Annotated in this window: 12 protein-coding genes and 1 tRNA gene; 6 read left to right on the top strand and 7 right to left on the bottom strand. The window is 70.9% G+C overall.

The window, feature by feature from the left end:
* Window positions 1-52: 52 nt before the first annotated feature.
* Complete coding sequence (locus QSK37_RS02505; RefSeq protein ID WP_285567047.1) at window positions 53-496, bottom strand: ATP-binding protein; 444 nt, start codon at window positions 494-496, stop codon at window positions 53-55.
* A gap of 439 nt (window positions 497-935) precedes the next feature.
* Between QSK37_RS02505 and QSK37_RS02500 the strand changes: the two genes are divergently transcribed.
* Window positions 936-1,009: transfer RNA gene (locus tag QSK37_RS02500), tRNA-Ile, on the top strand.
* 362 nt (window positions 1,010-1,371) lie between these two features.
* On the opposite strand, the gene QSK37_RS02495 is transcribed toward QSK37_RS02500, so the two are convergent.
* Window positions 1,372-2,019 (bottom strand): choice-of-anchor C family protein, encoded by a 648-nt coding sequence (locus QSK37_RS02495; protein WP_285617210.1) that lies wholly within the window; start codon window positions 2,017-2,019, stop codon window positions 1,372-1,374.
* A 516-nt stretch (window positions 2,020-2,535) separates the two neighbouring features.
* Here QSK37_RS02495 and QSK37_RS02490 point away from each other — a divergent pair.
* Window positions 2,536-3,441 (top strand): Sco1979 family transcriptional regulator, encoded by a 906-nt coding sequence (locus QSK37_RS02490; protein ID WP_432705517.1) that lies wholly within the window; start codon window positions 2,536-2,538, stop codon window positions 3,439-3,441.
* A 29-nt stretch (window positions 3,442-3,470) separates the two neighbouring features.
* On the opposite strand, the gene QSK37_RS02485 is transcribed toward QSK37_RS02490, so the two are convergent.
* The 3 genes from QSK37_RS02485 to QSK37_RS02475 form a co-directional block, all read right to left on the bottom strand.
* Window positions 3,471-4,340, bottom strand: a complete 870-nt coding sequence (locus QSK37_RS02485) for a Sco1979 family transcriptional regulator (protein WP_285617208.1) — start codon at window positions 4,338-4,340, stop codon at window positions 3,471-3,473.
* Between the two features lie 259 nt (window positions 4,341-4,599).
* Complete coding sequence (locus QSK37_RS02480; protein ID WP_285617206.1) at window positions 4,600-5,562, bottom strand: questin oxidase family protein; 963 nt, start codon at window positions 5,560-5,562, stop codon at window positions 4,600-4,602.
* A 153-nt stretch (window positions 5,563-5,715) separates the two neighbouring features.
* Window positions 5,716-6,876, bottom strand: coding sequence for a pyridoxal phosphate-dependent aminotransferase (locus tag QSK37_RS02475; protein ID WP_285617205.1), 1,161 nt, complete (start codon window positions 6,874-6,876; stop codon window positions 5,716-5,718).
* Between the two features lie 61 nt (window positions 6,877-6,937).
* Here QSK37_RS02475 and QSK37_RS02470 point away from each other — a divergent pair, with 61 nt between their 5' ends.
* On the top strand, window positions 6,938-7,477 hold the full coding sequence (locus tag QSK37_RS02470; RefSeq protein WP_285617204.1) for a helix-turn-helix domain-containing protein: 540 nt from the start codon (window positions 6,938-6,940) through the stop codon (window positions 7,475-7,477).
* A gap of 10 nt (window positions 7,478-7,487) precedes the next feature.
* On the opposite strand, the gene QSK37_RS02465 is transcribed toward QSK37_RS02470, so the two are convergent.
* Window positions 7,488-7,958 (bottom strand): MarR family winged helix-turn-helix transcriptional regulator, encoded by a 471-nt coding sequence (locus tag QSK37_RS02465; protein ID WP_285567037.1) that lies wholly within the window; start codon window positions 7,956-7,958, stop codon window positions 7,488-7,490.
* A 579-nt stretch (window positions 7,959-8,537) separates the two neighbouring features.
* Here QSK37_RS02465 and QSK37_RS02460 point away from each other — a divergent pair.
* The 3 genes from QSK37_RS02460 to QSK37_RS02450 all read left to right on the top strand — a co-directional run bounded on the left by QSK37_RS02460 (window position 8,538) and on the right by QSK37_RS02450 (window position 11,943).
* A complete protein-coding gene (locus tag QSK37_RS02460; RefSeq protein WP_285617202.1) occupies window positions 8,538-9,836 on the top strand; it encodes a cation:proton antiporter in 1,299 nt (432 codons plus the stop codon).
* 116 nt (window positions 9,837-9,952) lie between these two features.
* Window positions 9,953-10,450: a PH domain-containing protein gene (locus QSK37_RS02455; protein ID WP_285617200.1), complete on the top strand. Its 498-nt coding sequence runs from the start codon at window positions 9,953-9,955 to the stop codon at window positions 10,448-10,450.
* Window positions 10,447-11,943, top strand: coding sequence for a PH domain-containing protein (locus QSK37_RS02450; RefSeq protein ID WP_285617198.1), 1,497 nt, complete (start codon window positions 10,447-10,449; stop codon window positions 11,941-11,943). The genes QSK37_RS02455 and QSK37_RS02450 overlap by 4 nt, the downstream gene beginning before the upstream one ends.
* A 12-nt stretch (window positions 11,944-11,955) precedes the next feature.
* Here QSK37_RS02450 and QSK37_RS02445 read toward each other — a convergent pair whose 3' ends face one another.
* On the bottom strand, window positions 11,956-12,393 hold the full coding sequence (locus tag QSK37_RS02445) for a glycine-rich domain-containing protein (protein ID WP_285617196.1): 438 nt from the start codon (window positions 12,391-12,393) through the stop codon (window positions 11,956-11,958).
* Window positions 12,394-12,503: the final 110 nt, after the last annotated feature.

Below are 12,503 nucleotides of genomic sequence, written 5' to 3'. Positions count from 1 at the left end.
GCGGATCCGGCTCGGGGCGGCTTTTGAGGAGGTGGGTGGGCGTTCGCCCGGGTCAGCGGATGGAGAGCATGGCCCAGACGGCCTTGCCCGTACCGGGCAGCGGCATCCATCCCCAGGCCCGGCTGAGCGCCTCGATCACGTGCAGGCCGCGGCCGTTCTCGCAGACGTCGTCGGCCGGGCGCTGCTTCGGATCGTCCTCGCTCGGGTCGGACACGATGAGCACGACGAACGTGCCCTGGCGTACGAGGCTGAGCTTGATCGGCGAGTCTCCGGCCGCGGCGGCGTACGGCGGGACGCCGTGCCGTACGGCGTTGGTGACGAGCTCGGAGATGATCACGGTGGCGTCGTCGACGAGGTCGTCCAGCCCCCACGACCGCAGCGTGGTGGTGGCGAACTCCCGCGCCCGGCGGGAGGAGGTGCTCGTCGGCCGCAGCGCGCACACCGCACCGCCGGGCGTGTCCGAACCGGGCTCGAAGACCGCGAGCGGCGGCAGCACATGAGGTCGTTCGCGGGTTACCGCATGCGGACGCCTCGTTACGGGGCGGCCGTCCATGCCGGAACCGCACGCTGTGCTGTACACGGGCATCTGGCGGGCCTCCAGACGGACTCGGGGCGGGACCGAGTGGCTTGATCGGCTATCTTCCTCCGTCCGCCAGAGCTATGCAAGAACTAATGCACACCCAAATGCACGTGCATTTGCTCGCTCGTTTTGGTGATGCGGTGAAGTGCTGAGACCTGAATTGGCTGGTGGTCGCGGTGGTGAGGGATAAAACGGACAGGGCGCGACGTGGCGAATGTGACCGCCGTCACTCAGGTTCCCTGAAAGAAACGTCCACGTCCGGCCGCTTCTCACCCGCTGGGCGGGGCCGGTGTGTCCGAGTTGCGTCCGGCATGACCAGGCGGGCAAGGTAGGGGGGCTTGATACACCAACGTTCGGGGCGGTAGCTCAGCCGGTCAGAGCAGAGGACTCATAATCCTTGGGTCGTGGGTTCGAGTCCCACCCGCCCCACGCGTCTTGGGTGCCCCATGCCCTTGCGGGCCTGGGGCGTCGCGTTCATTTGCCCCAGGGGGGCGACCCCCTGGAACCCCCGATGTGGGGGGCTCCGCCCCCCCACGCCCCCGTGGTGTCGGCGGTCGTTTCCGGGCGCTGCTCTGTGATGCCGGGCTTCCACGCCTCCGTGGTGTCGGTGGTTGTTTCCGGGGGCTGCTCTGTGAGGCCGGCGGTTCGTTTGGTTTTCGTTCTCTTCTGCGTGTGGCGCGGTGGGTGGGTCGTTCGTTGCTTCCGTGGTGTTGGGGGAGTGGTCCTGGAAAGGCGGAGGCCCTTGTCCACCGGGTTCGGTGGGCAAGGGCCTCGTGTTGCCGGGCGGTCCGTTACGGGCGGACGAGGCTGCAGACGGCTGGGTTGGACTGGGTGACGTTCACCGCGTCGATCACCGGGCCGTAACCGCCGCCCGTCGTGCTGGCGAAGGTCAGCGTCGAGGTCGGTGCGAAGGCGCGGAAGCGGAACCGCTGCGGGATGTACCCCATGTTGGTCCGCGACTTGCCCGCCGTGTTGAAGATGAAGTTCTTCTGGACGGTGGGGCGGCCGAGCGTGTGCTGGACCACCCGGGCGTAGCCGCGTTTGATCGTCGGGCCGCCGTCCGGGTTTCCCGCGAGAGCGAAGGTCACCGTGTAGCAGCCGCCGATGTGGGTCGAGAGCTGCTGCTCGATCGTTCCGGACTCGCTGCCCTCCAGGTCCAGCGACTGGCGGCCGTCGGCGGCCTGCCAGAAGTTGGCGCCCGTCAGGTCGACGTTGCCCTGAGTGACGCGCCACGGGCCGATCGTGCTGCCCGTGCCGTACCGGATGAAGGCGTTGGCCGGGATGACCGGGGCCTCGAAACCGCCGTTGGCGAGGGCCGGCACCGGGGCCGGCGCGGTGCGGGCCTGTGCGGCGGGCGTGGCGGCGGCGATGGACAGTGCGGCGGCGCAGACCGGCGGCAGGGCCCTGATCAGGCGGGAGACTTGCGGGCTACGAGGCATGATCCTTCTCCTTGATTGCGATCTGTTCTCGGCCGGGTGATTGGGTCCGAAAACACCCCCAGATCCCGGCGAGCACCTGCTGTAATTGAACAACAGCTCTGCGTGATCGACGGGAGCCACGCCGATCCCGGAAAAGACGAAGTGCCAGTTCAGGCGTTATGTGTGGCGAGGCGGTGACCGGGTGTCGCAATACCTGGGTGGCGCTGGGGAATCCGCGTTATGGTGCGTTCCAATGACCGGATTCGGCCACTCGGTAGGAAATTTCGGACTGACCAGTCAACTGGCTGCAAAGTGCCGGAATATGGGTTGGTTATGGGATCGGGGTGCGCGTGAGGTGCGACGCTCGTCCCCCGGCCGCCGATGCCGCATCCGACGGGTGGCCGGCGGGAGATCGTCGGGGTCCATGCCTCGTTGAAAGTTCTACAACACGCTGACGCGGCGACGCTACCTTGGGGGTTGCATCGGTAACAGCGAGTGGGACACTAGGCCGATTCCAGTGTCCTTAGGGGAAAGCACATGATCGGGTCCCAGCCCGACGGCGACGCGGCCGTCACCAACATGTTCGGTCATCACCGTGGTGGTCCCACCGTGTTGCGGATCGTGCTGGGCTCCCAGCTGCGCCGGTTGCGCGAACAGCGGCAGATCACCTGCGAGGAGGCCGGGGAGGCGATCCGTGCCTCGCACTCGAAGATCAGCCGGATGGAGCTGGGCCGTGTGCGGTTCCGGAGCCGCGACGTCGCCGACCTGCTGACGCTGTACGGGGTGACCGGCCCCGAAGAACGCCAGGCGATGCTCGCGCTGGCCGACCAGGCCAACGAGCCCGGTTGGTGGCACAGCTACTCCGACATCCTCCCGCCGTGGTTCGAGGTGTACATCGGCCTGGAGGAGGCCGCGTCCCGGATCCGCGCGTACGAGGTGCAGTTCGTCCCCGGGCTGCTGCAGACCGAGGACTACGCGCGCGCCGTGACCCTCCTCGGTCACCCGGACGCGCCCGGCCACGAGGTCGAGCGCCGCGTCGGCCTGCGGATGCGGCGGCAGTCGCTGCTGGAGGCCGAGGAACCCCCGCACCTGTGGGCGGTCGTCGACGAGGCCGTGCTGCGGCGTCCGCTCGGCGGCGCGCAGGTCATGCGCAAGCAGCTGAGACATCTGCTGGAGATGACCGAGTCGCCGAACATCACGTTGCAGGTCGTCCCGTTCGAGCTGGGCGGGCACGCCGCCGCGGGCGGGCCGTTCAGCATCCTGCGGTTCGCCGAGCGCGACCTGCCCGACGTGGTCTACCTCGAACAGCTCACCAGCGCTCTCTACCTCGACAAGCGCGAGGACGTCGACCACTACCTCGCGGTCATGGAGCGGCTCTGCATCGACGCCGAGCCGGCCACCGCGATCCGCGACACCCTCAACCGCATCCTCAAGGAGACCTGAGCCCCTCCGGGCCGGGCGGCGACGCCCGCTCAGATCTCCCGGATGATCTTGCTGATCAGGTCCATCGACTCCTGCGGCGACGCGCTCTGCACGCACAGGCGCTCCATGGCGGCGCCGTAGCTGTCCATGTCGTCGTCACGTTCCAAATACATCGCGCCGGTCAGCTGTTCCACGTATGCGATGTCGTGCAGCTCGGGCTCGGGGAAGCGCAGGATCGTGAACGCCCCGGCCTCACCCGCGTGCCCGCCGACGCGGAACGGCATCACCTGCACCGTGATGTGCTGGAGCCGCGCGGCGTCCAGGAGCGCCCGCAGCTGGGCGCGCGCCACCTCCGAGCCGCCGATCGGGCGCCACAGCGCCGCCTCGTCGATGACGGCCCACAGACGCACGGGGTTCGGCGCGGTCAGGATGCGCTGACGCCGCAGGCGCAGCTCGACCCTGCGGTCGATCTCCTCGTTCGACGGCGTCGTCCGGCCCTGGGCGATGACGGCGCGCGCGTAGTCCTCCGTCTGCAGCAGGCCGGGCACGAACTGCACCTCGTACGTGCGGATGACCTGCGCGGCCTCCTCGAGGTCCACGTACGGCCGGAACCAGGCGGGCATCGCGCCGCTGAAGGCCTGGAGCCACCCGGGCCGGTTCGCCTCCTGGACGAGGGTCAGGAGGGCGTCGCGCTCGTCCCGCCGGCTGATGCCGTACAGCTCCAGCAGCCGCTTGACGTCGTCCTCTTCCAGACCGGCCCGGCCGGTCTCGACCCGGCTCAGCCTCGACTCGCCCACGCCGATGGAGTCGGCCGCCTGCCGCCGGCCGAGTCCGCAGGACTCACGCAGCCGGCGCAGCTGTGCGCCCACGATCCGGCGGCGAACGGTGGGACGGTTCGCCGATTGGGCCGCGACCGCCAAGACTCCACCTCCGATCACCACAACGCGGGCAGAGTCTGCCATTGATTACCACCGGTGAACAGTCCCGACGGGAAAACCATTTCGCCCTGGCCTCGCCGATTACACCAAGAGGTGAGGAGACGGGCGAATCGCCCCCTGGTGGGAGGCGCCGCGCCGGGCCGCGGGGAGCGCCGGTGCTCTCGCCGCGAAGCGTTCGCCTGGACCGTCGGAGGATGGATCGTTGTTCGGCGCGAGAACATCTTTCATCTCGGGGAGAGGATCAGAATCCATCGGTCTTCATCCGGCGCAGCAGTGTGTCGGCGGCGGCGCGGTAGCGGGGGTCGGGAAGCAGGGCGTACTCCCGCTTGCACGCCTCGGCCAGCTTGATCGTGTGCTCGTCGCCGAAGTCGACGGCGTCGACGAGGATGCGCTCGGTCGAGGGCGGCTCATAGCCGGGCGCCGACGCGGGGGCGTCGACACCTCCGTTCGGGAAGACGTCCCACATGGCCGCGGCGGCCTGCCGCAGCGTGTCGTACGCGGGCCGGTGAAGGTCGGCCGGGAGGAGCGGGAGGAACAGCCGCAGCGCCGCCGGCGCGGTCACCGAGTGCACGAGCGGGACGGAGGGGCGTGGCGCGCGCTCGGCGTACAGTCCGGCGGTGGTGACGGTCAGCGCGCTCAGCGACAGGCCGATGTCCTCGCACGCGGGCGGCAGGAGCCGCAGGCTTCGCTCGGAGGCCGCCGGAACCGGTGTGTGGCGCGCCGCCCAGTAGCCCAGCCCCTGCGCCAGCTCGCGCAGTTGCAGCGGGCCGGGCTCCTCGGTGGCCTCGAGGCTGCGGACGGCGTGCGCGGTGCGGATGAAGCCGTGGGTGAGCATGCCGTACATGCCGGGCAGCAGGCGTGGCCACCACTCGAGCAGGACGTCGGGCCACGGTCTGTGGGAGAGCCGGGCCTCGAACATGGCGACCCAGTCGAGCACGCGGCGGAAGTCGCCGAGCGCGGCCCGCCATTCGACGGGGTCGTCGCCGGACAGGGGAGTGCCGCCCTCCGGTGGGTCGAGGTAGGCGCGGAGCCGTTTGTTCCGCTCGACCCACGTGGCGACGAGGTCACGGCAGCCGACGGTGGCCAGGGTCTCGGCGACCATGGGGGCGTGGTTGACGAAACCGGGGCCGAACTCGAATCCCACGCCCCGCAGCCGGTCGAGCGCGTCGTTCACGGTGTCGCCGTACGAGATCGTGCCGCTCATCCCGGACCTCCGTGAAAATGGAGAAGTTCGGTCTTGGCCTTTGCATTAATTTTATTAACTCATCTTGACTCTGCCTGTCAACTATCGCCCTATTAATCGCAAATCGGTAAATTCGGATGAGGTAATCGCCATTGGCGCAGGGCGTGCTCGGGGTCAGGCAAGTGCGGCGCGGAAGCGGTCGCCCAACCCGGCGAGGCGGCCTACCGGCTCGTTGGCGAAGACGAACCGCAGGTAGTGGCCGCCACTCGGGCCCCAGCCGTCCATCGGCGTCGCGGCGATCTTCGCGTGGGTCAGCAGCCGTCGTGACAGCGCGGCCGGGGTCAGGCCCAGAGGACGGGTGTCGAGGAGCAGCGACCAGCCGCCGTGCGGGCGCACGACCGGCTGGCCGGCCAGTTCTGCGAGAGTCGTCTCGCAGCGGCGGCGCAGCTCGGCGGTGGCGTTCGCCACGTCCTCGTCGGCGTCGGGCGCGGACAGCGCGGCGGCCACCGCCTCCTGGGCGATGCCGACCTGGCAGACGACGTTGGTCAGGCCGACGAGGCGGATGTCGTTCAGGATGGCGGCCGGGCCGACCACCCAGCCGACGCGCCAGCCGATGAGCCGCAGCTCCTTCGAGGCCGAGCCGACCGTGATCGTGCGCGCGGCCAGGGCCTCGTGCGACGCCGGATGGCTCACCGGCCGTCCGTCGAAGCGGATGCGCTCCATCGCGGCGTCGTAGACGAGCCACGCGTCGTGGCGCTCGCAGGCCTCGGCCAGTGCCGCCCAGTGGTCGTCGCCGAGCACCAGGCCGGTCGGCATCGCCGGGCCCATGACCAGGACGGCCGCGGTGTTCGGCCCGACCGCGGCCGCGAGCTTGCCGGCGTCGACCGACCATCCGGCCGGACCCGCGTGCGCGGTGACGAAGCGCGGGACGCCGCCGGCCAGCAGCACCCGGTTGACCAGGCCCGCGTAGATCGGATCGGTGAGGACGACCTCCTGGCCAGGCTCCACCGTCGCGAGCAGGGTGTTGAGGACCCCGTTCAGGCCGCCGGCGACGCTGACGCACTCGGTGCCGGGGTCGTACGTGCGGCCGGCGAGGCGGCCGACGTGCGCGGCGGCGGCCTCGCGCAGCGACGCGCGCCCCTGGAAGGGCAGGTAGCTGTTGGCGGCGTCGTCGTCGACCGCGGCGCGCGTCATCGCCAGGGCGATCTCGGGCGGCCGGATGTCGGTGTCGAGGTTCTCCAGGCGGAGGATCTCCGGGTCGTTCAGCGCGTCGGCCTCGTCGCCGACCACGTCGACGCCGATGCCGGGGATGTCCCGCAACCTGCTCACCGTCATGCCCGCTCCCCTGAGTTCGCTTTGCCGGTACGCCCGTACCACTATGCTGTTACGCGTGGACATGGCGCAAGTAGTGGGCGGCAACGTACGGCGGCTGCGCGCGGCGGCCGGGATCTCACTCGCCGATCTGGCGGCGACCTGCGGGGTCTCCAAGACCACGCTGCACGGCATCGAGCAGGGGCAGGGCAATCCGACGCTGAGCACGCTCTGGGCGCTGGCGACGGCGCTGGCGGTGCCGCTCGGCGAGCTGCTGGACCCGCCGGAGCCGCCGGTCGAGGTCGTCCGCGCCGCCGACGAGCGGCCGGAGGCGCGAGGCGACGCCGTCGCCGCGCGGCTGCTGCACCGCGTCCGGCTGCGCGGCACGGTTGAGGTGTACGCCATCGATGTCGCGGCGGCGGACCAGCACTCCGACGCGCATCTGCCCGGCGTGGAGGAGTGCCTCGTGCTCACCCGGGGCCGCGTCACGAGCGGGCCCGCCGACGCGCCGGTCGAGCTCGGCGAGGGCGACTCGATCCGGTTCGACGCCGCGCGTCCCCACGTCTACCGGGGCCACGACCGTGACAACCGCGCCGTGCTGCTCATGCTGCACCCCGAGGTCTGAGGCGCGGCGCTCAGCGCCGGGGTGACGGGCTCGCCGGCCCGACGTTCTCGATCAGGCGGTCGAGGTAGCCCGCGAACTCCTCGATCTCCCGTGGAGAGAAGCCCTCGAACACGACGTCGCGGCCCGCGCTCACGATGCCCGACAGCCGGGAGTGCGTCGCCTCCCCGGACTCGGTCAGGCGCACGACGGCCGCGCGACGGTCCGCGCTCGTACGGTGCCGCTCGATCAGCCCCTCGGCCTCCATCCGGGCGAGGTGACGGGTCAGGGTGGGACCCTCGACGTTCAGCATCCCCGCCAGCTCACGCTGGATCAGCGGGCCCCCGGCCTTCAACGCGGACAGCGCCGTCCACACGGCGAAGCTTGATCCGGCGGCGGCCAGCCGGTGTTCGAGATGGCCTCGCGCGGCCTTGGCCGCGAAGTGGAGCCGGCGCGCCAGCGTCTGCCTGGGATCCGGCCCGACGGCGTCCGCCCCCTCACGCATCGCTCACTCCCGGTCGTCGGCGCAGGATCCAGGGCCTGGCCGGCGCGGTGATGTTTCCGCAGGTGATCGCCATCATGCACGTCTCATCGCCGGAAGAGAAGCGTGCCGCGATCTTCGGCGCGTTAGGGCGATGGAGAGCTGGCGCGAGGGTGCCGGCGGTTGTCCGGAAGTGGTCCGTCGACCCTGCGGGCCGTCGCCGTGCACGGGGTACGGCGTGGGCGACTCCCCGGCTTGCTCATGCCAGGCGCGTTCCGCCCGGATCGGGGCGTTTCGGCCCGCCGCGCGGGACCGGCGGCCCGCACGATTACGGATCTTTCCCACCGCCGAGATGGCGAATTGTAACTGCCGCGACGTTTTGCCGATCAGCCGGAAATCGGATGATCTGGACGGGTTTTTCGTCGCCCATTACCGTGACCACCATGTTCAGCCAGGGGCGACAGAAGCGTGCTCGGGAGGTGGCCACACCTCGCTCCGACCGGTTATGCGGGAGTGTCCGCGGATCGGCATGGCTCCTCGCTCGCCACCGGCGACTCAACGCATGTGAGAGCCGAATGACCGAATTCGGGGAAATGGGGTCCGGTGAGAAGCCTTGCTCAGCACTCTGACCTGATCGTCGCTGCCGTCATGGCCGACATCGCCATCGTCCTGGTCGTGGGCGCCGTCCTCGGCCGGCTCGCGAGGTTCGTCCGCCAGCCACCGGTCATGGGAGAGATCGTCGCGGGCATAGCCCTGGGGCCCAGTCTGCTCGGCCTGTTACCCGGACATCTGACCGCCCGCGTCTTCCCGGCCGAGGCGCGGCCGTACCTGAACGCGGTGGCGCAGGTCGGACTGCTCGTGTTCATGTTCGGCATCGGCTGGGAGTTCGACAAACGCCTCCTCAAGGGCCGGCGCGGAGCCGCGGGAGCGGTCTCCCTGAGCTCGATCGCGCTGGCGTTCGGCCTCGGTGTCGTGCTCGCCACGACGCTGTACCACGACCATTCCACGGTGCGGGGTCACCACATCTCGTTCACGGCGTTCGCGCTGTTCATCGGGGCGGCGATGTCCATCACCGCGTTCCCGGTGCTGGCGCGGATGCTGACCGAGCACCGGATGATGGACTCGCCGGTGGGTGCGCTGGCGCTCGCGAGCGCGGCCATCGACGACGTGCTCGCCTGGTGCCTGCTGGCGCTGGTCGCGGCGATCGTGACCGCCTCCGGGTCCGGTGACCTGCTGCAGATCGCCGGGCTGGCGGTGCTCTACGTGGCCGTGCTGGTCCTGGTCGTCCGCCCGCTGCTCGCCTACTTCGTCCGCCGGTGGGCGCGCGACCGCGTCTCACCGCTCTTCGTCGTCGTGCTCATCGCCGGGCTGTTCCTGTCGTCCTACGCCACGACGTGGATCGGCATCCACGCGATCTTCGGCGCCTTCGCCTTCGGGTTCGTCATGCCGCGCGAGCCGGCCGACGTGCTGCGGGAGGGCATCAAGAGGCCCCTCGACCACGTCAGCATGGTGCTGATGCCGGTGTTCTTCATCGTCACCGGCCTGAACGTGGACATCAGCTCGATCTCCGGGCGCGGCTACGTCGAACTGGCCGGCATCATCGCCGTCGCCTGTGCCGGCAAGCTCCTCGGCGCGGCCGCGACGGGGCGGGTGTTCGGGATGCCCTGGCGCGAGGCGCGCACGCTCGGCCTCCTGATGAACACCCGCGGCCTGACCGAACTCGTCATCCTCAACGCCGGAGTGACGCTCGGCGTCCTGGACGGCCGGATGTTCACCATGATGGTGCTGATGGCGCTGGTCACGACCGGTCTGACCGGGCCTCTCCTGCCCAACGCCCCCGTACCGGTGGACGAGGCCACCCGGCTCGCGCCGCACATGGCCGAGACGGGCTCACGGGCGTAGCGGACGGGCCACGCGCAGCCGGGGGCTCCGGCCGACCGGAACATGACATTTGTAACGGTTCAATCAGGGACGTGCCGCTGTTCAGCGAGACGGCATGCTCTGTCAGGATCGACGTCATGGAGTCATCGGAGGCCGGGCTCCGGCCACCACGGCATCGCGTGAGCCCCCGCGCCCGTGCCTACTGGGCGGTCCGCGCCTCGGCCGGCTGGCTGATGCCGGTCGCCGCCCAGGTCATCTGGCTGGCCGCGGACACGGCGCGTCTCGGCCCGCACGTCGCCGGGCTCGTCCTGACGGCGGTCGTGGCCGCGGCGCACGTGACCGTCATGCCGCAGTGGCGATACCGCGTGCACCGGTGGGAGGCGACGCCCGAGGCCGTCTACACCCAGTCCGGCTGGTTCAACCAGGAACGGCGCATCGCGCCCGTCTCGCGCATCCAGACCGTGGACAGCGAGCGCGGGCCGCTCGAGCAGGTGTTCAGGCTCGCCAACGTCACGGTGACGACGGCGTCGGCGGCCGGCCCGTTGAAGATCCACGGCCTCGACCGCGACACCGCGCAGCGTCTCGTCGACGAGCTCACCGAGGGCACCAGCGCCGACCGGAGCGACGCCACATGACCGAGCGGACCGAGTGGCGGCGGCTGTCCGGGCGGATGCTCGTGATCCACCCGATCCAGGAGCTGCTGCGCGCCTGGCCGGTGCTGATCGGCCTGGTCTTCGCCGGTACCGCGGGCGGCCAGAGCTCGTGGTGGAGCCTCGGCGGGGCGATCGCCGTGATCGCGGCGGGCATGCTGCGCTGGTTCACCACGACGTATCGCGTCTCGGCCGAGCAGGTCCAGGTGCGCCGGGGCCTCCTCCGGCGCCGGCTCCTGACCGTTCCCCGCGACCGGATCCGCACCGTCGACGTCACGGCCAACCTCCTGCACCGCTCGCTCGGGCTGGCCAAGGTGGAGGTCGGCACCGGCCGTACCGACCGCAAGGACGACGCGGTCAAGCTCGACGCGCTGCACGTCGACGAAGCCACGCGTCTGCGGGCCGAACTCCTCCACCGCACGCCGGCGCGGCGCGAGACGGCGCGGGAGGAGACGGCGACCCCGAGCGAGGTGCTGCTGGCGGCGGTGCCCGCGGCGTGGGTGCGGTACGGCCCGTTCACGCTGACCGGCCTGGTCACCGTCGGGGTGATCGCCGGTGTCGCCGGGCGGGCCGTGAACGAGGCGCACCTGGACCCCGGGCGGCTCGGCCCGGTGAGCACGCTGCTGGAGCGGTGGGAGCACGCCGGGCTGCCGGCCGAGATCGCGGCGCTGGTGGCCGTGCTGGTCGTCGCCGTCGCGATCGCGTCCACGCTCGGCTACGTCCTGGCGTTCTACGGGTTCCGGCTCACGCGCAACACCCTGGGCACGCTCCACGTCACCCGTGGCCTCATCACCACCCGCTCGATCACGATCGAAGAACGGCGGCTGCACGGCGTCGAGATCAGCGAACCGCTGCTGCTCCGCGCCGTACGCGGCGCACGCTGCCTGGCCATCACCACCGGCCTGCGGGTCGGCCGTGGCGCCGAGCGCGGCGGGTCGCTCCTCCTGCCTCCGGCGCCACGCGCCGAGGCGGTGCGGGTCGGGGCGCTCGTCCTCGGCCCCACCACGCCGCTGACCGCGCCGCTCACCGGGCACGGGCGCCGGGCGGCACGCCGCCGCTACACACGCGCCGTCGGCCTCGCCGCGCTCGTCGTCGCGGCCTTGCTCGTCCTGTCGTGGACGGCCGGGTCGCCGGCATGGATCTGGCGTCTGTCGCTGGTGCTCCTGCCGGTCGCCGCGTTCCTCGCGTGGGACCGAGCGCGGTCCCTGGGCCATGCCCTGATCGAGGCGACTCTGGTGAGCCGCCGGGGCACGCTCGTACGGCGCCGGAGCGCGCTCGCGTGCGAGGGCGTCATCGGCTGGAACCTGCGACGGTCCTTCTTCCAGCGCCGGGCAGGCCTGGCGACACTCGTCGCGACGACCGCGGCCGGCCGCCAGCGGATCGACGTGCAGGACGTCCCGCTCGGCGAGGCGCTCCGCCTCGCGGACGAGGCGCTGCCCGGCCTTCTCACCCCTTTCCTCGACTCCGCGGACTCCTAGAGCTCTCGGGTCCTAGTGGCCGCCGGAGCAGCAGCGTTCGCAGTTGGCCGAGCAGGCGGCCCGGTCCACGTCCCACAGCTCATCGTCCACCGGTACGCCGGACCGTCGCATGACCTCGGTGGTCGTGGCGTTCCGCGCGGCCGCGTCGACGCGCTCGCCGCGCGCGTCCTCGGGCGCGTGGTGGATGAAGTGCCCCGCGACGCGGTCGCAGAAGTCGGCGTACTCCCGCGTGTGCAGGATGAAGGCGTGCCAGCCGTGGTCGACCGCCTTCGACGGTGCGAGCGGAGTCTCCGGGTTGCGGGCGCAGGCGACGAGGAAGGCCAGGGCCTGCCGCATGATGCGCTCGGCGCGCTCCCGGTCGACGTCCGCGTCGCGCTCGACGCGCGCCGCGAGCCGGTCGAACAGGGCGGCCGGGACCAGAGTCTCCACGACGGTCGGCTGCGCGGTCATGGGTCTTCCTCCGTCGGAGGGAGTGACCACTGGGGCCGTGCCTTTGATTCCCTCGCTCCGCTCGGTCACGACAGTCATATCTGCCCACTCCTTGGTGTGTCGGGTGCCTG

The organism is Actinoallomurus iriomotensis (assembly GCF_030269445.1).
GTDB classification, from domain to species: domain Bacteria; phylum Actinomycetota; class Actinomycetes; order Streptosporangiales; family Streptosporangiaceae; genus Actinoallomurus; species Actinoallomurus iriomotensis.
The sequence above is the reverse complement of the archived record's forward strand: the minus strand, read 5'-3'. Positions and strand labels throughout refer to the sequence as shown.

Bases quoted from the DNA above. Each gene is read 5' to 3' on its own strand.
- QSK37_RS02470 (WP_285617204.1), top strand. From the start codon at position 6,938: ATGGCGCAAGTAGTGGGCGGCAACGTACGGCGGCTGCGCGCGGCGGCC.
- QSK37_RS02480 (WP_285617206.1), bottom strand. From the start codon at position 5,562: ATGAGCGGCACGATCTCGTACGGCGACACCGTGAACGACGCGCTCGAC.
- QSK37_RS02445 (WP_285617196.1), bottom strand. From the start codon at position 12,393: ATGACCGCGCAGCCGACCGTCGTGGAGACTCTGGTCCCGGCCGCCCTG.
- QSK37_RS02455 (WP_285617200.1), top strand. From the start codon at position 9,953: ATGGAGTCATCGGAGGCCGGGCTCCGGCCACCACGGCATCGCGTGAGC.
- QSK37_RS02450 (WP_285617198.1), top strand. From the start codon at position 10,447: ATGACCGAGCGGACCGAGTGGCGGCGGCTGTCCGGGCGGATGCTCGTG.
- QSK37_RS02475 (WP_285617205.1), bottom strand. From the start codon at position 6,876: ATGACGGTGAGCAGGTTGCGGGACATCCCCGGCATCGGCGTCGACGTG.
- QSK37_RS02490 (WP_432705517.1), top strand. From the start codon at position 2,536: ATGATCGGGTCCCAGCCCGACGGCGACGCGGCCGTCACCAACATGTTC.
- QSK37_RS02465 (WP_285567037.1), bottom strand. From the start codon at position 7,958: ATGCGTGAGGGGGCGGACGCCGTCGGGCCGGATCCCAGGCAGACGCTG.
- QSK37_RS02495 (WP_285617210.1), bottom strand. From the start codon at position 2,019: ATGCCTCGTAGCCCGCAAGTCTCCCGCCTGATCAGGGCCCTGCCGCCG.